The 18,037-nt window shown below is 69.4% G+C and carries 18 protein-coding genes and 1 pseudogene; 3 read left to right on the top strand and 16 right to left on the bottom strand.

The genetic code is table 11. From position 1 onward, the window contains the following. The 10 genes and pseudogenes from I3F58_RS18090 to I3F58_RS18050 all read right to left on the bottom strand — a co-directional run. A pseudogene (locus I3F58_RS18090) lies at positions 1 to 100 on the bottom strand (IS5/IS1182 family transposase); the annotation flags it as partial. 341 nt (positions 101 to 441) lie between these two features. Beyond that, positions 442 to 717, bottom strand: coding sequence for a hypothetical protein (locus tag I3F58_RS18085; RefSeq protein WP_240109655.1), 276 nt, complete (start codon positions 715 to 717; stop codon positions 442 to 444). Then, positions 717 to 4,016 carry a polymorphic toxin-type HINT domain-containing protein gene (locus I3F58_RS18080; protein WP_240109654.1) on the bottom strand — a complete coding sequence of 1,100 codons (3,300 nt, stop codon included), beginning with the start codon at positions 4,014 to 4,016 and terminating at the stop codon, positions 717 to 719. Before I3F58_RS18080 ends, I3F58_RS18085 begins: the two co-directional genes overlap by 1 nt. Positions 4,017 to 4,071: 55 nt before the next feature. Beyond that, positions 4,072 to 4,683 carry a TetR/AcrR family transcriptional regulator gene (locus tag I3F58_RS18075; RefSeq protein ID WP_240109653.1) on the bottom strand — a complete coding sequence of 204 codons (612 nt, stop codon included), beginning with the start codon at positions 4,681 to 4,683 and terminating at the stop codon, positions 4,072 to 4,074. A gap of 100 nt (positions 4,684 to 4,783) precedes the next feature. Then, positions 4,784 to 6,103, bottom strand: coding sequence for a dicarboxylate/amino acid:cation symporter (locus I3F58_RS18070; RefSeq protein WP_374207997.1), 1,320 nt, complete (start codon positions 6,101 to 6,103; stop codon positions 4,784 to 4,786). A 158-nt stretch (positions 6,104 to 6,261) separates the two neighbouring features. Continuing rightward, positions 6,262 to 6,372, bottom strand: a complete 111-nt coding sequence (locus tag I3F58_RS29830; RefSeq protein ID WP_374207996.1) for a putative leader peptide — start codon at positions 6,370 to 6,372, stop codon at positions 6,262 to 6,264. A gap of 193 nt (positions 6,373 to 6,565) precedes the next feature. Beyond that, the gene (locus I3F58_RS18065) at positions 6,566 to 6,862 is read right to left on the bottom strand and encodes a DUF4229 domain-containing protein (RefSeq protein ID WP_308355037.1); all 297 of its coding nucleotides are present in this window, start codon (positions 6,860 to 6,862) and stop codon (positions 6,566 to 6,568) included. Between the two features lie 70 nt (positions 6,863 to 6,932). Then, complete coding sequence (locus I3F58_RS18060; protein WP_240109651.1) at positions 6,933 to 7,457, bottom strand: GNAT family N-acetyltransferase; 525 nt, start codon at positions 7,455 to 7,457, stop codon at positions 6,933 to 6,935. Between the two features lie 250 nt (positions 7,458 to 7,707). Next, positions 7,708 to 8,871 carry an aminofutalosine synthase MqnE gene (gene mqnE, locus I3F58_RS18055; RefSeq protein WP_240109650.1) on the bottom strand — a complete coding sequence of 388 codons (1,164 nt, stop codon included), beginning with the start codon at positions 8,869 to 8,871 and terminating at the stop codon, positions 7,708 to 7,710. A 56-nt stretch (positions 8,872 to 8,927) separates the two neighbouring features. Next, the gene (locus I3F58_RS18050; protein ID WP_240109649.1) at positions 8,928 to 9,383 is read right to left on the bottom strand and encodes an Lrp/AsnC family transcriptional regulator; all 456 of its coding nucleotides are present in this window, start codon (positions 9,381 to 9,383) and stop codon (positions 8,928 to 8,930) included. A 131-nt stretch (positions 9,384 to 9,514) separates the two neighbouring features. Here I3F58_RS18050 and I3F58_RS18045 point away from each other — a divergent pair, with 131 nt between their 5' ends. After that, a complete protein-coding gene (locus tag I3F58_RS18045; protein ID WP_240109659.1) occupies positions 9,515 to 9,709 on the top strand; it encodes a hypothetical protein in 195 nt (64 codons plus the stop codon). 46 nt (positions 9,710 to 9,755) lie between these two features. On the opposite strand, the gene I3F58_RS18040 is transcribed toward I3F58_RS18045, so the two are convergent. Beyond that, a complete protein-coding gene (locus tag I3F58_RS18040) occupies positions 9,756 to 10,460 on the bottom strand; it encodes a UbiX family flavin prenyltransferase (protein ID WP_374207995.1) in 705 nt (234 codons plus the stop codon). A gap of 117 nt (positions 10,461 to 10,577) precedes the next feature. Here I3F58_RS18040 and I3F58_RS18035 point away from each other — a divergent pair, with 117 nt between their 5' ends. Continuing rightward, the gene (locus I3F58_RS18035) at positions 10,578 to 11,213 is read left to right on the top strand and encodes a rhomboid family intramembrane serine protease (RefSeq protein ID WP_240109648.1); all 636 of its coding nucleotides are present in this window, start codon (positions 10,578 to 10,580) and stop codon (positions 11,211 to 11,213) included. Between the two features lie 225 nt (positions 11,214 to 11,438). Here the strand turns inward: I3F58_RS18035 and mqnP are convergent, their stop codons facing one another. Further along, positions 11,439 to 12,359, bottom strand: coding sequence for a menaquinone biosynthesis prenyltransferase MqnP (gene mqnP / locus I3F58_RS18030; RefSeq protein WP_240109647.1), 921 nt, complete (start codon positions 12,357 to 12,359; stop codon positions 11,439 to 11,441). Continuing rightward, positions 12,356 to 13,807 carry a menaquinone biosynthesis decarboxylase gene (locus I3F58_RS18025; RefSeq protein ID WP_240109646.1) on the bottom strand — a complete coding sequence of 484 codons (1,452 nt, stop codon included), beginning with the start codon at positions 13,805 to 13,807 and terminating at the stop codon, positions 12,356 to 12,358. Before I3F58_RS18025 ends, mqnP begins: the two co-directional genes overlap by 4 nt. A gap of 157 nt (positions 13,808 to 13,964) precedes the next feature. Here I3F58_RS18025 and I3F58_RS18020 point away from each other — a divergent pair, with 157 nt between their 5' ends. Beyond that, the gene (locus I3F58_RS18020) at positions 13,965 to 14,390 is read left to right on the top strand and encodes a PLD nuclease N-terminal domain-containing protein (protein ID WP_240109645.1); all 426 of its coding nucleotides are present in this window, start codon (positions 13,965 to 13,967) and stop codon (positions 14,388 to 14,390) included. 383 nt (positions 14,391 to 14,773) lie between these two features. On the opposite strand, the gene I3F58_RS18015 is transcribed toward I3F58_RS18020, so the two are convergent. From I3F58_RS18015 to I3F58_RS18005, 3 genes are read right to left on the bottom strand one after another with little or no spacing between them, the layout of a single operon-like run. Then, a complete protein-coding gene (locus I3F58_RS18015) occupies positions 14,774 to 15,193 on the bottom strand; it encodes an SRPBCC domain-containing protein (protein WP_240109644.1) in 420 nt (139 codons plus the stop codon). 49 nt (positions 15,194 to 15,242) lie between these two features. Beyond that, positions 15,243 to 16,346 carry a c-type cytochrome biogenesis protein CcsB gene (gene ccsB / locus I3F58_RS18010; protein ID WP_240109643.1) on the bottom strand — a complete coding sequence of 368 codons (1,104 nt, stop codon included), beginning with the start codon at positions 16,344 to 16,346 and terminating at the stop codon, positions 15,243 to 15,245. Continuing rightward, the gene (locus I3F58_RS18005; RefSeq protein WP_240109642.1) at positions 16,343 to 18,037 is read right to left on the bottom strand and encodes a cytochrome c biogenesis protein ResB; all 1,695 of its coding nucleotides are present in this window, start codon (positions 18,035 to 18,037) and stop codon (positions 16,343 to 16,345) included. The genes ccsB and I3F58_RS18005 overlap by 4 nt, the downstream gene beginning before the upstream one ends.

Genomic DNA, 18,037 nt, shown 5'->3' with positions numbered 1-18,037 from the left:
CGCGCCGCAGAACCGTCACGAGCTTGCCGAAGTTGCGAGGGCTCAGCCCGGTGAACGGGGCTATCCAAGACGGCTCCGACGCCGGGATCACACCAGCCACAGCAAGATCATCTCATCTGTGACCAGCAGTTGCGGGACAGCCCTTAGACCCGGTCGAAGGCGTATGGGCGCATCTGAAGAAGTCCCTGGCCAACCTCGCACCCCGCACGATCGACGAGCTCACCCCGCTCGTGAAGAACCGCCTACGCGCCATCCAACGGAGACCCGAGATCCTCGACGGCTTCACCGCCGAGACCGGACTCAGGCTGGAACCTCCGTAGCCCTGTCACCCCACCCTTTCAACCTCAGCGTCAAAGCGCGCATGCCCACGACAACAAGGATCTCTGTTGTCGTGGGCATGCACGGATAGCAATTCTCGACAGAAGCACTACCGGACCACGGTCACTGGAGCAGTGACCGCATCCTCTCGGCTATTTCTGCGGCTGCCGCTCTAACTTGCTCGTCACTCAACGTACCCGCAGGCGCATCAGACTCGCCCGCATAGTGATCGTTGGCCACGTAGAACAATTCGGTGGCGACCTCATACTGCTCGTCCGACGGAAATGGGCCCGGGTAGTTCTTGTACAGCGGAAGGCAGACCACCGAGAACTCGGCCGCCGAGATCCTTCCCTCTGCCACTGCCGACGCGAGCACCAAGAACGGTTCTAGCTTGGCCATCACAGCTTTCCTTGTTCCATGAGGTACCGGAACTGGTCCGATGTCGGATCCGATCTCCAGGCGCCCAGCATCTGCCCGGATTCAAGATCGACCGATACGTGACGTCCCGTATTGGGGTCCACGTAGTGCCGCGCTGCGGCTCCCCGATAAGTACCTGTGATTTGAACGTTGCCCGGATTCCTGACGAAGCTCTCCAAGGCATTCACGAAGGCCTGCTTGGTTGCCTTGCTTTCCTTTCCGGTGATCCCGAAGTCTTCAGCATGCTTGAAATGGTGAGGAACCTTGTTCGCATCGACCCAAATCGATCCACAGCCGGGGCCGCTGTTGTGAACGAGGACCGGAGTCTGCCCCGCCAGCACATAGTACGTGTGGAGGTCAGAGACGGTCAGGTTGTAGGTGCTCTGGAGGGCGCCGTAGGAGCGGGTTGCTGCGATGATGACCGTGGTGCCCGTGTCTGTGCGGAGGGTCATGCCGGGCTTGAGGTCGCCGGCGTCGAGCCAGGCCTGTTCCGACTCAGACCAGAACGGGTGGTGATCTGTGGTGGCGATGACCTCGGGACCCTCGTCCGTGGACACCGTGAGGTCGACGTAAGCCTTGTCGTCCTCGGTGAAGATGGTGGCCGTCACGGTCTTGACGGCAGTCTCGCCCGTTTCGGGGTCCGTCGCTATGACCTGGTCGCCTGTTTCCAGGTCCTCGATGGGTTTGCTTGACCCGTCAGCCGTCAGAACCTTGGTGCCTGCGACGAAGCTGTTCTGCGTCGGGCAGATGCCTCGCCTCTTGAAAATGCCTCTGAAGCCGTCGACGAACCTGTCACCCTTGCGTTTCAGGGTCGTTATCTCCCCGACGACGGGAATGATGGCGACCAGGCTCCAGCCGGCCTCCGACCAGTTTCCCTCGGCCGCATAGAGGATGGCATTGGCCACATCTGCAGGGGTTCCGGCGGCCGGGATGAGGCCTACCGCGTCAAGTGTGAGGTGGGCCCCTTCCATGTCGAGTTTCTTTGCAGGCTGCCACCCGTTGCTGGTGCCGTACTTGCGGCTGCCGGTCGTCTTCGACTCCTGCTGACCGCTGTAGCGGTATGTCCGTCCCGTGCTCCGACTGTATGTCGCCTTGACGGTGACCGTGGTACGGGACCTGTGGCCCGTGGTAACAGCGGTCGTGGTGGAGTTGTAGACGTACTGCCCGTTCGGCCCCAGGTAGAAGTGGTCCTGTTTGTAGGTGGTGGTGTTTCCGTCGGTGCTGCTGCAGCCGCGCTCACAGTCACCGATGGGGCGCAGGCCCGACGGGTCCGCGTATGTGAGCGGGTTGCCGTTGGCGTAGGTGTACCCGTTCATCTGGAGCGGGTCGGTGAGGTCGATGAGCGGGTCGGCCGAGATGAAGCGGCCGGTCGTCGCGTCGTACTCGCGGGCGCCGATGTGGGTCAGGCCCGTGGCCGTGTCGTTGATGCCGACGCCCAGGAAAGTGCGGCGGTCGGGCCAGTCGGAGGGCTCCGTACCGCGCGGGTTGCCGTAGGGGTCGTACTTGCGGCGGGTGACGGGCTGGCCCGCGGTCAGGTCGATCGCGGTCTCGGCCGTGTTGTGGTGGTCCGTCAGGAGGACCGTCAGTTTGTGGCCCGTCGGCTTTCCGGCTGTCGTGCGGACCGTCGTCGGCGCTCCCGGGTGGGTGTAGTAGCGGCGGGCCTCGACCGCGCGGCCGGAGGTGTCCACCACGATCTCCGCCTCGCCCAGGTAGAGGGTGCGCCGCGAACCGTCGTCCTCCACCAGACGGTTGCCGGACGCGTCGTACAGGTACGTGACATCAGGCTTGCCGTTGTCATCCGTGTCGACGGACGACAGCTTGTTGCGGCGGTCCCAGTTCAGCGTCTGGGTATCGCCGTCCAGCACGCGCTGCGTCGTGTTGCCGGAGGCGTCGTACGCATACGTCGACTGCGTGGTGACCGTCTGTCCCGGGGTCCTGACGGTCGCGTCCGCCTTGGTCAGGGTGTGCGGCTGCTGGGTCCCGGTCGGCAGCGGGCCGCCCGTGGGCGCCTTGCCGTAGGTGTACGTGTACTCGTCGTCCAGGGCCGGCTCGGTGAGGTCGTGGACCTTCATCCCCGTCCTGTTGCCGATCGTGTCGAACTCGTACGAGTGCCAGTAACCGGCCCCGTCGACGCTCGGTGACACGTCCGCGCGGTTCGGGCCCGCGCCCTGCGCCGCGGAACTGCGCGGGCAGCCGGCCGTCTTCGCCGTCCAGGCGTGCGCGAGGCGGCCCATCGGGTCGTAGGCGAAGCACTGGCGGTCCACACGCGCCGCAGACTGCTGGTCGGTGATCGACGTGATGTTGCCGATCGTGTCGTACGCGTACGAGAGTGCCGAGACACGGCTCGGGTTCAGGGTCTCTCGGTCGGTCAGCGACTGCTGGCGACGACCCGTGTTCTCGTCGTAGAAATGCGTTGCCCACACCCGGTTCGGCGCCTCGCCCGACGCCGTGCGCAGCACCTGGCCGAACGGGCTGAGCACCGTGTCGGCCGTGTACCAGGCCAGACCGGACGTGGTCCGCGGCGAGCCCTCGCCGTCATAGCGTGTGATCACCTTCTCCGCCGCCAGGCCGCCCGGCGTCGCGGGCAGGTCGACCGCCCGGATCAGGCCCGTCTCCGTGTACGTGCTCTTGTACGCGTAGGTGCCGGCCAGCCCGGTGGTCAGGGGCGTGGACGGGATCGTGATCCTGGAGCCCGTCGGGCGGTACTCCTTGTCGTAGCCCGTGACCTCGGTCGTGAACGCGGCGCCCTGGTGGTAGCGGGTCGACGCCACCGGCAGCCCCTTGGCGCCGGGCAGGGTGTCGTACGTCCACTTGGCGACCAGCGGGCCGGTCGACGAGTCGTCACGCAGCTCCGTCTGGCGCCCCAGGACGTCGTACGTCGTGTACTGGGCCCGGTTCCGCGAGTCCTTCGACCAGATCCGCTGGTCGAGCTTGTCGTAGCCGAAGTACGCCGCGCCCATGTCCGGGTCCGTGGAGGACACCAGACGGCCCCGGGCGTCGTACGTGTACGTCCACTTGTTGCCCTTGGCGTCGGTGACCTGCGCCAGCTCACCCCTGGGGTTGTAGACGTACGAGGTGTCGACGCTCGTCGTCAGGTCGGTGGCCGTGAAGTGCTGGACCTTCGACGTTCGGCCGAGCGCGTCCGTCCAGGTCCTGGCGGCCCGGCTGCCCGAGACGGGCTTCTTGCCGTCGGCGGACATGCCGGTGCGGGACAGCGTCCAGTCGCCCTCGTAGCGGGCGGTCGCTGAGTGCTGCCGCGCACGAAGGGCGTCCCGGACCACCGCCTGCCCTCCGCCCTCCCAGGCCGCGTACGGCTTCTTACCGCTTCGCCGGTCCTCAGCCGGCCGGTCGGGAGAGACCGGGCCAGGTCAGGGTCATGAGGGTGGCGGCGGACTGGTGGGCCGTGGTGCCGGGGGTGCGGTTGGCCCAGTCGGCGAGGGACTCGGCGGCGCCTACCAGGGCGTGGGCCAGGGGGGTTGCCGAGGCGTGGGCGGCGTTCGTGTGGGAGGCGATCAGGGTGGTGACGTAGGCGGCGATCTCCTCGCGCAGGGACGCGACCTCCGCCGCGAAGGGTTCGCCGTGGGTGCGGGCCTGGCGGTGGAGGACCGCCCAGCCGTCCGGGTGCTCGGAGGTGTGGGTGAAGAACGCCAGCAGGCCCGACCAGAGGAGCTGTTCCGGGTCCTGGGCCGCCGGGTTCGCGGTGGCCCGGTGGATGGCGGACTTCAGGGCGTGCGCCTCGCGGCGGAGGCAGGCGGTGAACAGGGTGTCCTTGGACGTCAGGTAGAGGTACACCAGCGGCTTCGAGACGCCCGCCTCCTCCGCTATCTCGTCCATGGACGCCGCCTGGTAGCCGCGGCGGCCGAAGACGCGGACCGCCGCGTCGAGCATCTGCTGTTCCCGGACCGCCCGCGGCAGGCGTCTGGCGGGGTGGGAGGCCCTCTTCTCCATGAGCGCCAAGAGTACGGGCAGTTCGGAGAGGCGTACCCCCGGGGAACGGGTGTGCCCCCTGTCGCCGTCGCGGCAGGGGGCACACCGTGGTGAGGGGGCGTCAGGACGCCATCGCCGGTACGCGGGAGTCTTGCTCCGCCTCCAGCGGGTCGTCCACCGGAGACGCCGACGCCGAGTTGTACGCGTCCAGGTCCAGGATCTTCTCCCGCGCGGCCACCACGACCGGGACCAGCGCCTGGCCGGCCACGTTCGTCGCGGTGCGCATCATGTCGAGGACCGGGTCGATCGCCATCAGCAGGCCGACGCCCTCCAGGGGCAGGCCCAGGGTGGAGAGGGTGAGGGTGAGCATGACCGTCGCGCCGGTCAGGCCCGCCGTCGCCGCGGAGCCGATCACGGAGACGAAGGCGATCAGGACGTACTCCTTGACACCCAGCTCGACCCCGAAGATCTGTGCGATGAAGATCGCCGCGAGCGCCGGGTAGATCGCCGCACAGCCGTCCATCTTGGTGGTCGCGCCGAACGGCACGGCGAAGCTGGTGTACTCCTTCGGCACGCCCAGGCGCTCGGTCACGCGGACCGTCATCGGCATCGTGCCGACCGACGAGCGGGAGACGAAGGCCAGCTGGATGGCCGGCCAGGCGCCCTTGAAGAACTGGAGCGGGTTGACCTTGGCGACGGTCGCCAGGAGCAGCGGGTAGACGCCGAAGATCACCAGGGCGCAGCCGATGTAGACGTCCGCCGTGAACGTGGCGTACTTGCCGATCAGGTCCCAGCCGTACTCCGCGATGGCGTAGCCGATGAGGCCCGTCGTGCCGATCGGCGCCAGGCGGATGACCCACCACAGGGCCTTCTGGAGCAGCTCCAGGACGGACTGGCTGAGCGTCAGGATCGGCTGCGCCTTCTCGCCCAGCTTCAGCGCGGCGACGCCGACGACCGCGGCCATGAACACGATCTGCAGGACGTTCAGCTCGGTGAACGGCGTGACGACGTTGCTCGGGACGATGCCCGTCAGGAAGTCCAGCCAGGAGCCGACGTTCGTAGGCGCCTTGCCGTCCTTCGGGGTCAGGCCGGTGCCCGCGCCCGGGTTGGTGAGCAGACCGATAGCCAGGCCGATCGCCACCGCGATCAGCGAGGTGATCATGAACCAGAGGAGGGTGCGGGAGGCCAGCCGGGCGGCGTTGTTGACCTTCCGCAGGTTGGTGATGGACACCAGGATCGCGAAGAAGACCAGCGGGGCGACCGCCAGCTTCAGCAGCTGGACGAAGAGGTGGCCGACCTTGTCGAGGGTCGTGTAGAGCCAGGCGACCTCGTAACTGCGGGTGATCCAGCCGAGGACCACGCCGAGGACGAGACCGGCGAGTATCTGGGCCCAGAAGGGCACCTTGGACAGCTTGGCGAGCGGGCGCGCGGACACGGACACACTCCAGTAGTGCGCGAGGGGGACGTATGGGAACGGTGAAGGGGTGCGGCGCCCGCGCGCAAGAGGGCGGCGCCGCCGCGTGATGCCGGGCGGGGAGGGGTCTCTTCCGGGATCTCGTCCGGGATCGCTCCCGGGATCTCCCTTGCGGAGGACTCCCCTCAGATCTCGCGGCAACAGGTCGCTGACGTACAGCGGCACAGGTCGACGTGCAGGCGCGCCACGAGCGGGATGCTCATGGCCCGGTGCGGGAGGCGCGCTGCGGTCTTCATGTCCTGAACGTTAACACCTGAACTTTGAGATCCTCAAAGCCGTTCTTTGAGAGGTGGCACTGTTCCTTGACCTTGGAATGGCCTTGCGTGACGTCGACACGCACAACACCCCGGGACGTAGGTGTTGTTCCTGTCCCGGGGTGCCGGTTGCCATGTGGCGCGTGTGACGAACGTGATACGCCGCCCCGCGCGGCTATACGCCGTCCTCCTGCGAGCGGTTCGCGTCCAGCCGCGCCTTCGCCTTGCCGACCCGCTCGACGATCTGCTCCGACATCGCGTCCCGCTGCCTGCGCAGCAGGACGTAGCTGAGCGGCGCCGACACGACGATCGACAGCAGCAGCACCCACAGCGTGTTCGAGTCGCCCAGACCGCGCGGGATGACGCCGAAGTAGACCAGCACGTACAGCACGGCGAAGCAGCCGGCGAAGACGCCGAAGCGCATCAGGGTGTACTTGAGCGTGGCGCTGGACCTCGTGGGGGTGGCGGACACGGTGGGCCTTCTTCCTTCTCCGTACTGTCCCTGCGGTTCTGCCCGACTAGTGAAGCACGTGGCGAATCGATCACTTGAGGGGGAGCAGCATGTAGACGTCGTCCCGGTCCTCGCCCTCCGCGAGCCGGATGCCGCCGGGAATCCGGCCGACCTCCTCGTATCCGCAGGACTCGTAGAACCGCTCCAGGCCCATGCCGCCTCTACAGGTGAGCCGGATCGCCTCGATGCCCGGCATGTCCCGTACGGCGGCTTCGGTGGCGGCGAGCAGGGCGCGGCCGTGGCCCCTGCCGTGGTGCCGGGGGTGGACCATGACCGTGTACAGCCACACCCAGTGGGTCATCAGACGGTGGGTGTTGAAGGTGATGAACGCGGTGGCCGCGACCCTCTCCTCCTCGTCGTACCCGGCCAGCAGGCGCATGCGGCCGTCCGCCATGGCCGTGAGGTGCCGCACCCACTGCGGGCGGATCTCGTCGGGGGTCGCGGGCGGTACGAAGCCGACGGCTCCGCCCTGGTTGGTGACGTCCGTCCAGAGGGTGAGGACGCCGTCGCGCAGGCGGGTGTCGACGGGCGGGTCCAGTTCGAAGCGAAGTGGCATGGGCCCGACGATAGGACGGTCAGGCGGCCGGCCGAGCGCGCGGACCGCGTCCCCCGGACCGGACACGAGCCCGCGCACGCCCCCTCGCGGGACACCCCGCCGCGCTCCCCGTCCAGGAGGAGGACGCCGCACTGCCGGGCGCCGCGGGGAGAGGAGCCGAGGCGCCGCCAGGGCACCGGGACGCCCCAGCCCCCGGAGGCCGGAGCGCCGCCGCACCGCTCGTGACCGCGCGCCGCCCGCCCCGCGGTCCTCAGAAGCGCATCGGCTGGGGCGATTCGCGGCGGGCCTCGTCCGGGCCCGGGTACTCGCGGATGACCTCGTAGCGGGTGTTCCGCTCCACCGGGCGGAAGCCCGCGTCGCGGATCAGTTCCAGCAGGTCGTCGCGGGTCAGCTTGTTCGGCGTGCCGTAGTTGTCGGCGTCGTGAGTGATCTTGTACTCGACGACCGAACCGTCCATGTCGTCGGCGCCGTGCTGGAGGGCCAGCTGGGCGGTCTGGACTCCGTGCATCACCCAGAAGACCTTGACGTGCGGGATGTTGTCGAACAGGAGGCGAGAGACCGCGAAGGTCCTGAGCGCCTCGGCACCCGTCGCCATCGTCGTACGGGCCTGGAGCGTGTTGCGGACCTTGCCGTCCTTCATGTCCACGAAGTCGTGCTGGTAGCGCAGCGGGATGAAGACCTGGAAGCCGCCGGTCTCGTCCTGGAGCTCACGCAGCCGCAGCACGTGGTCCACGCGGTGGCGGGGCTCCTCGATGTGGCCGTACAGCATGGTGCACGGCGTCTTGAGGCCCTTCTCGTGCGCCAGTCGGTGGATGCGCGACCAGTCCTCCCAGTGGGTGCGGTGGTCGACGATGTGCTGCCGCACCTCCCAGTCGAAGATCTCCGCGCCGCCGCCGGTCAGCGACTCCAGTCCGGCGTCGATCAGCTCGTCGAGGATCTCCGAGGCGGACATGCCGGAGATGGTCTCGAAGTGGTGGATCTCCGTCGCGGTGAAGGCCTTCAGCGAGACGCCGGGGAGGGCCTTCTTCAGCTCGCGCAGGGAACGCGGGTAGTAGCGCCAGGGCAGGTTGGGGTGGAGCCCGTTGACGATGTGCAGCTCGGTGAGGTTCTCCGACTCCATCGTCCTGGCGAGCCGGACCGCCTCCTCGATGCGCATCGTGTACGCGTCCTTCTCACCCGGCTTGCGCTGGAACGAGCAGTACGCGCACGACGCCGTGCACACGTTCGTCATGTTGAGGTGGCGGTTGACGTTGAAGTGGACGACGTCACCGTTCTTGCGGGTGCGCACCTCGTGGGCGAGGCCACCGAGCCAGGCGAGGTCGTCCGACTCGTACAGGGCGATGCCGTCCTCGCGGGTCAGCCGTTCCCCGGACCGGACCTTCTCCTCCAGCTCGCGCTTGAGCCCCGCGTCCATGCGGCTGCCTCCCATACGTCGACCGATCAGGCTCCACCAACCGTACGCCCTGCCCCCTACACCTCCTCCGGCAGCTCCCCGACCCGGTTCTCCCACTTCGTCGACAGGACGATGGTGGTGCGGGTGCGCGAGACGCCCCGGGTGCCGGAGAGGCGGCGGATGATCTTCTCCAGGCCGTCCACGTCGTTCGCCCGCACCTTGAGCATGTACGAGTCGTCGCCGGCGATGAACCAGCAGTCCTCGATCTCGTGGAGGTCCTTGAGGCGGCGGGCCACGTCCTCGTGGTCGGCCGCGTCGGAGAGCTGGATGCCGACGAGGGCCGTGACCCCGAGCCCGAGCGAGGCCGCGTCGACGGTGGCGCGGTAGCCGGTGATCACCCCGGCGGCTTCGAGGCGGTTGATGCGGTCGGTGACGGAGGGCCCGGAGAGCCCGACGAGCCGGCCCAGCTCGGCGTACGAGGCCCTGCCGTTCTCACGCAGAGCCTGGATGAGCTGCCTGTCCACGGCGTCCATATACCTGAAGCCTTCCATTGTTCAGCGATACCGCGAGTTTTACTGTAGAATCTAAGGCGAGTCAGGGTCAACGCCCTGAGATTCAACGAGTTCGAGATTCGTTCGGTCGATCAACGACGATCCCTGAGGAGATGACACTCACCGTGTACACGATCGAGATGGCCTACGCCCAGATGCGTTACCTGCAGGAGCAGGCCAGCCGCTCGCGTGTCAGCACCTACACCACGACCAACCGCGCGGGCCGGCGCGAGAGCCTGGCCTGGGCCGACGCCGGAACGACCGGCGGGCGCGGGCGCCGGACGGCGTTCCGCGGCAGGAAGCACTGAGCCGACGGGAAGCACGGAACCGGGCGACGTCGCCCGCCGGCCGCGCTCAGTCCTCCTTCCGGGAACCACCGAGTTCCCCCTTCCATCGGCGGTACAGCCGGTGCGGCACACCCGCCGCGTCCAGCACCCGCCCGGCGACGAAGTCCACCAGGTCCTGGATGTGCGTCGCCCCCGCGTAGAACGCCGGCGAGGCGGGCAGCACCACGGCGCCCGCCTCGTCCAGCGTCACCAGGTGCTTGAGGGTCTGCCCGTTCAGCGGGGTCTCCCGCACGGCGACGACCAGCGGGCGCCGCTCCTTCAGCACCACGCTCGCGGAGCGCTGGAGCAGGTCCTTCGACAGGCCCAGCGCCACCCCGGCCACGCAGGCCGTGGAGGCGGGCACGATGAGCATGCCCTTCGCCGGGTACGACCCCGAGGACGGCCCGGCGGCCAGGTCGCCCGCCGCCCAGTGCCGTATGTCCGCGCGGGTCAGGTCCAGGTCGAAGGTGCGCGGCTTGCCGTCGGCACCGCGCGCCAGCCACTCCTCCAGGTCCTCGCGCCAGTGGGCGTCCCGGAACGCGATGCCGGTCTCGTCGAGCAGCGTCAGCCGCGAGGCGCGCGAGACGACGAGGTCGACGCTCTCGCCCGCGCCCAGCAGGCCGCGCAGCACGGCCGCCGCGTAGGGCGTCCCGGACGCCCCGGACACGCCGACGACCCACGGACGGCGTGTCCGCTGTCCCTGCTCTTCCACCACCACCGGTACGGGCTCCACGCCGACGAGCCTATCCGGCCGGACCAGGCGGTTCCGTCCGGGCGGAACTCGGCGGGCCGTGCCGTACGTTCCCAGACGGAGGGCACGGGTACCGGTACGGGTTTCGGGGGCGCGCGTATGTACGGCGACACGGCAGGTGCCGGGGCGGTCGGAGGCGGCGGCCGGGAGTGGACCGGAGCGGACCGGGTGAAGGCCGCCGCAGGCCTGATGGCGGGCTGGATCGCCCTGCTGTGGGTCCTGGAGGCCGTCGACCTGCTGACCCTGCACGCCCTGGACCCGTACGGGATCTCCCCACGCGAGGCCGCGGAGCTGCGGGACATCGTCCCGGCGGCGTTCCTGCACTTCGGCTTCGGGCACCTGGCGGCGAACACGGTGCCGCTGCTGGTGTTCGGCTTCCTGGCGGCGGTGGACGGCATACGGCGGTTCCTGGCCGTCGCCGCGATGATCGTCGTCGTGGACGGGCTGGGCGTCTGGCTGGTCGCGCCCGCTTACAGCAACACGGCGGGCGCGTCGGGCCTGATCTTCGGTCTCTTCGGCTATCTGGTGGTCCGCGGCTTCGTCGACCGCAAGGCCCTGGACATCGGCGTGGGCCTGGCGCTCTTCCTGATCTGGGGCTCGACGATCCTGCTCGGCCTCTCCCCCGCCCAGACGGACGTCAGCTGGCAGGGCCACCTGTTCGGCCTGGTGGCCGGGGTGGCGGCGGCGTTCGTGTTCCGGCGGCGGCGCCCCGGCCGGGCAGCGATACCGGGCTGACCCCGGTCGGGTCTCAGGAACCGGTGTCGGGGTCGACGGGAAACTCGCTGGTGTCGATCGTGTACCGGCCGATGCCCGTGTCTGCGACGACCTTCCCCCGTACGTGATCGCACCCCGTCCGAGGTGACCTCCGGACCGGGGTTTCTGCCCAATCAGACGGTCGGCTGTCGAACCGCGCGTTCACGGGCCGGTCACACGGACGAGGCGCCGCCACCGGTTCTCCCGCTACAGCGTCAGGCCCCGCACCAGCAGGTCCGCCGTCGCGCAGACGAACAGGGTGATGCCGATGAAGCCGTTGGTCTGGAAGAACGCGCGGTTCAGACGGGACAGATCCGTGGGCTTCACGATCGTGTGCTCGTAAAGGAAGGCCCCGGCGACGATCAGGAGGCCCAGCCACAGCAGCGGGCCGCCGTCCGTGGCCAGGGCGTACCAGGCGAACAGGGCCATGGTGACCGCGTGGCAGCCGCGCGCGCCCCGGATCGCGGCCGGGACGCCGAAGCGGGCGGGCACGGACCTCACGCCCGTCGCGCGGTCCGACTCCACGTCCTGGCAGGCGTAGATCAGGTCGAAGCCGCCGATCCACACGCCCACCGCCAGGCCCAGCACCACCGCCTCCCAGGACCAGGTCCCGGTCACCGCGAGCCAGCCGCCGACCGGGCCCATGCCCTGGGCCAGGCCCAGGATGGCCTGGGGGAAGTTCGTGAACCGCTTCCCGTACGGGTACACCACCATCGGCACCACCGCGACCGGCGCCAGCACCAGACAGAGCGGGTTCAGCAGCGCCGCGGCGCCCAGGAAGACCGCGAGGGCGATCAGTGCGCCGGTCCACGCGGACCGCACCGACACCGCGCCGGTGACCAGTTCCCGCCCCGCCGTCCGCGGGTTCCGCGCGTCGATCTCCCGGTCGATGATCCGGTTCGCCGCCATCGCGAACGTCCGCAGCCCCACCATCGCGACGGTGACCAGCAGCAGCGTCCACCAGTCGATGGCGCCGCCGGTCCGGAACATCGCCGTCAGCGACGCGATGTACGCGAACGGCAGCGCGAAGACCGAGTGCTCGATCATCACCAGGCGGAGGAAGGCCTTGACCTTGCCGGCCGACGGCGCGGGCGCGGGAACGGGGGCCGTGCCCTCCGCCGCGCTCACAGCCCGTACTCCTTCCACCGCCGCGACACCTTCGCCGCCGTCGGCGGGTCCGACTCGATCATGTCGGGCCAGCCGCCGTCCCGTACGTAGCCCTCCTCGGGCAGTTTGCGGGTCGCGTCGATACCCGCCTTGCCGCCCCAGAACTTCTGGTACGAGGCGTGGTCCAGGTGGTCGACCGGGCCCTCGACCACCGTCAGGTCGCGGGAGTAGTCGACGTTGCCGAGGGCGCGCCAGGCGACCTCGTGGTAGTTGTGCACGTCGCAGTCGGCGTCGACGACCACGATCAGTTTCTCCAGGGACAGCATGTGCGCGCCCCAGATCGCGTGCATGACCTTCTGGGCGTGCTTCGGGTACTTCTTGTCGATGGAGACGATCACGCAGTTGTGGAAGCCGCCCGACTCGGGGAGGTGGTAGTCCACGATGTCGGGGACGATGATCTTCAGCAGGGGGAGGAAGAAGCGCTCCGTGGCCCTGCCCAGGGGGCCGTCCTCCGTGGGGGGCCTGCCCACCACGATCGACTGGAGCAGGGGGCGCCGCCGCATCGTCACACAGTCGATCGTCAGCGCCGGGAACTCCTCCTGCGGCGTGTAGAAGCCCGTGTGGTCGCCGAACGGGCCCTCGGGCAGCGTCTTGCCCGGCTCCAGCCAGCCCTCCAGCACCACCTCCGCGTGCGCGGGGACCTGCAGCGGGACCGTCCTGCAGTCCACCATCTCGATCCGGCGTCCCTGTACGAAGCCCGCGAACAGGTACTCGTCGATGTCCTCGGGGAGGGGGGCCGTCGACGCGTACGTCACCGCCGGCGGAGCGCCGAACGCGATGGCGACGGGCAGCTTCTCGCCGCGCCGCGCCGCCACCTGGTAGTGGTTGCGGCTGTCCTTGTGGATCTGCCAGTGCATCCCGATCGTGCGCCGGTCGTGGCGCTGGAGCCGGTACAGGCCCAGGTTCCGGACGCCCGTCTCCGGGTGCTTGGTGTGCGTCAGGCCCAGGTTGAAGAACGAGCCGCCGTCCTGTGGCCAGGTGAACAGCGCGGGCAGCCGGTCGAGGTCCACCTCGTCGCCGGTCAGGACCACCTCCTGGACCGGGGCGTCCTTCACCTTCCTGGGCGGCACGTGCGCCATAGCGCCCAGCTTGCCGAACGCCTCGCGCACGCCCACGAAACTGCTCGGCAGCTCCGGCTTGAGCAGCCCGCCGATCTTGTCGCTGATCTCGTCGTACGACGTCAGCCCGAGCGCCTTCAGCAGGCGGCGGTCCGTCCCGTACACGTTCATGGCCAGGGGCATGTCCGAGCCCTTGACGTTCTCGAAGAGCAGTGCCGGGCCGCCGGCCTTCTGCACCCGGTCGACGATCTCACCGACCTCCAGGTACGGGTCGACTTCTGCCTTGACGCGCTTGAGGTCGCCTTCGCGCTCCAGCGCCCGGAGCAGCGAGCGGAGATCGTCGTAAGCCATGCGCCCAGTATCCGGGATGAGGCCCGTCACACCGGTGGCGGGGCCGTCCCGTGCCGCCCCCGGACCCCCCGGGCCGGGCCGGACGGACCGGCTACGCTGGGCGTGTCACCGGGGCTGCCGTACGCGGCCCGCCAACGCACCCAGGGGGCCGTCCCACATGCTCAGGGCACTGATGTACATCCTGCCGATCGCGCTGACGATCTTCGCGTTCATCGACTGCCTGAACACCCCCGAGGACGAGGCCAGGCACCTGCCGAAGATCGCGTGGATCTTCATCATCCTGCTCTTCTGGATCGTCGGCCCCCTCGTGTGGCTAGCTGCCGGGAAGACGCGGCACGCCCGGGCAGGAGGCCGCACTCCCAGCGAGTGGCATCGCAACCACCGCTCCGAGTGGGTCGCCCCGGACGACAACCCCGAGTTCCTGGCGTCGCTGCGTGAGCAGAACAAGAAGGACGAGTCCCTGTTCAAGGACTGGGAGGCCGACCTCCGCCGCCGCGAGGAGGAGCTGAAGCAGCGCGAGGAGAACGGCGAGCAGGGCGACAAGGGCGGCCAGAAGGGCGACGGCGACTCCCCCAAGGCGTGACGCGGCGGCCCCGGGACACGACCCGCGTCACGGCCGGGTGACGACCCCTCCACCCGTTCGAAACTCTCCGCGACACACCGGCCGCCCTTGGCCGTCCTGCATCTGAGGATGTGACAGGACGTGTCCTGTCACGCTGACGCTGCGCGCGGAGGTGGCGGACCGGTGCGTGCTCGCGGAGGACCTGCGACGCGTGTCACCGGCCTCACCCGGCGCGACACCCGGCGGGGCCGCCCCGTCGTCCCAGCGGCCGGATCTGCCTGGACAACCACGGCAACCCGCGCAACTGGTGCGGGCCGCCCGGGACGTGCCGCGGTGGCGTGGCCGGAGGGGCAGCTCCCGGCCGAGGACTGCCTGCCGCGTCGGCCGTAGGCGCGCGGGGAGTCTCAGAGGACGGCCCGCAGGCGGTCGAAGCGGATTCCCCAGGCCGCCTCGCGCTCCTCGCGCAGGGCGTCGGCGCCCCGGAACGTGTGGGTCAGGCGCAGCACGGTGGCCGCGCGGTCGCCGTGCTCGCCCGGCTCCAGGTGGAACCGGACCCGGTCACCGCCGGACAGGGTGTACTCGACGACCCGCTCCACATCCCACGCGGTGACCGTCCCCGACACCGGACCACCCGCCGGGTCGTCCAGCCAGCGCAGCGCGACCGCCCCGCCCAGCCGGGGCTCCAGCAGCTCGGCGGCGGCCAGCCAGGACCGCAGGCCGTGCCGGGTGGCGAGGGCGGGCCAGACGTCCTCCTCCGGGTGCGGCAGGGACACCACATGCCGTACGACCTGCTGCGTTCCGTTCCTGGCGGCGGTGACGTCCATGCCTCCAGCGTCGCGCGGCGGCCCGGGCCCCGCTACCCGGGAGTGAGGCTCACTCCACGCCCGCGTACGAGTGCAGACCGTTCACGAAGATGTTCACGCCGTAGTAGTTGAACAGCCAGCAGCCGAACGCCGCCAGCGCCAGGTACGCGGCCTTCCGGCCCTTCCAGCCGACGGTCGCGCGGGCGTGCAGGTAGCAGGCGTACGCGACCCAGGTGATGAAGGACCAGACCTCCTTCGGGTCCCAGTTCCAGTAGCGGCCCCAGGCGTCGCCGGCCCAGATCGCGCCCGCGATGATCGTGAACGTCCACAGCGGGAACACCGCCGCGTTGACCCGGTACGCCAGCTTGTCGAAGGACGCCGCCGACGGCAGCCGCTCCATGACGGACCGCATGAACGCCCCCGCCTTCTCACCGCGGGCCGCCTTCGCCTCGTACCGGTCCTTGAAGAGGTAGAGGACGGTGGCGACCGCGCCGATGTAGAAGACCGCACCGCAGAAGATCGCGGTGGAGACGTGGATCCACAGCCAGTACGAGTCCAGGGCCGGGACCAGCTGGTCGCTCTCGGTGTACAGCCAGGTGGTGGCCACGCCCAGGTCGAGCAGGACGGTGGTGACCAGCGGCAGGCCGAGCCAGCGGATGTTCTTCCTCGCGAAGAGGAAGCCGAGGTAGGTGCCGACGGCCACCGTGGAGAACGTCAGCGAGAACTCGAACATGTTGCCCCAGGGCGCCCGCTGCACCGACAGCGCCCGGGCCACCACGGCACCGGCCGCCAGCAGAAAGGCCAGCGTGGTGAGGGAGACCGCGATCCGCCCGTACAGGTCGCCCTGCTCGTCGCCGCCCGCGGCACCGGGGCCGTCGGGGACGTCCCGGGCACCGGCCGCGGAACGGGTGACGACCTTCGGCCGGTCGAGGACGGCGGTGGCGCCGCCCTCGGTACGGACCTGGACGGCGGGCACGGCGCTCCTGGCAGTGACCTTCTCCTGGGCGGCCGGGGTCAGCGCGGCGGCCGTACGGCCGACCTTGCTGCGGCTGCCGAGCACCCACTCGGTGATGTGCGCCAGGAACGCCAGCGTGTAGACGGCCATGGCCGAGTAGACGAGGACGTTGCTGATGTGCGCCAGATTCTCGTTGGTCGCGGCGGCGATGACGGTCACTGCTTTGCCCCTTCGGCGGGAACAGCCTGATCAGGATCAGGTTCGGGCTCAGTCTCCGGCGCGCTGGGCGCCACGTCATGGAGTTCGGCGGCCAGCACGGCCAGTTCCTCGGGGAGCTTCGCGGACTCGCTGCGCCCCAGCCCGGCCAGCTCCACGACGGTCACCCCGTCCTCGCCCGCCGCGGCCCGGACCCACACCCGGCGACGCTGCACGAACAGCGAGCCGGTCAGGCCGAGCACGGCGGCGACCGAGCCGACGAGGGCCCAGCCGTTGCCGGGCTGCTGGGAGATCTGGAAGCCGGCCCACTCCCGGATCTCCTTCTCGAAGGTGATCGAGCCCTGACCGTCCGGGAGCGTCATGGTCTCGCCCGGCAGCAGCGTCTTCTTGAAGATGTCGCCGCTCCCGTCCTTGTACGGCTTCATCTTGCTGGTGTCGAGCTGGTACACGTTCTGCGGGACACCCGAGTCGACGCGCAGGTCGCCGTGGTACGCGGACAGGTTCAGCGCCGGGAAGACCAGCCCCGGGAACTCGGAGAACATCTGACCCTGGCCCTTGCCCGCGAAGGTCGGCACGAAGAAGGCGGGGAAGCCGAGCTGCTCCTTCTTCCCGTCCTTGTTCCGGTAGCCGTCCATCACCTTGACGACACCGGTGGAGGTGACGTTGGCGTCGATGGGCAGCAGCGGGACGGGCTCGCTGAGGACGACCTTGCCGCGGGCGTCCCGGACGGTGATGACCGGGGCGTACCCGTGCGAGATCAGGTAGACCTTGGAGTCCCCGACCTTCAGCGGCTCGTTGACCCGGACGACGGCCTTCTTCTCCGGTCCGTCGCCCTCCGCGTACGTGATGTCCGCCTCGAACGTGCGGGGGGTGCCGCGCTGCGGGCCGCTGGGCTCGTAGGTACCGGTGAACTTCTTGAGTTCGAAGCTGAACGGCTCCAGGTCCTCCACGCCGAACAGGCTGCCGGACCGGAAGTCGTCGTACTGGGTCAGCGTGTTGGCGAAGCCGTGGCCCTCGCCCTCGACGACCAGCTTGCCGCCCTCGGAGCGGTAGAGCTGTCCGGAGGCGAAGGCGAGCAGCATGACGATGAGCGCGACATGGAAGAGGAGGTTCCCGGCCTCGCGCAGGTAGCCCTTCTCGGCGGCGACGGCGTCTCCGGCGACATGCGCGCGGAACCGGCGCTTCCGCAGCATCCGGAGGGCGGCCTCCCGCGCCTCGTCGGGCGTGGCGGTGGTGCGCCAGGTGGCGTACGCGGGAAGGCGGGTGAGCCGCTTGGGCGCGCCCGGCGGACGGCTGCGGAGCTGGCCGGTGAACTGCCAGGTGCGGGGCAGGATGCAGCCGACGAGGGAGACGAACAGCAGGATGTAGATCGCGGAGAACCACACCGAGCTGTAGACGTCGAAGAGCTGCAGCTTGTCGTAGAGGGGCCCGAGCGTCTCGTGCCGCTCCATGAAGGCCCGGACCTTGGTGTCGTCGACGTTGTTCTGCGGGATGAGGGAGCCGGGAACGGCGGCGAGGGAGAGCAGGAACAGCAGGATCAGGGCGACCCGCATGGAGGTGAGCTGCCGCCAGAACCACCGGATCCAGCCGACGACGCCGAGGGCGGGGAGGCTGACGGTGTCGGCGCGCTCTTCGGACGGCGCCGTGGACAGGTTCTCTTCGGCCAGCTCGGGCCTGTGCCGGGTATCACTCAT

The sequence above is a fragment of the Streptomyces sp. MUM 203J genome, assembly GCF_022414595.1.
GTDB lineage: Bacteria > Actinomycetota > Actinomycetes > Streptomycetales > Streptomycetaceae > Streptomyces.
The sequence above is the reverse complement of the archived record's forward strand: the minus strand, read 5'-3'. Positions and strand labels throughout refer to the sequence as shown.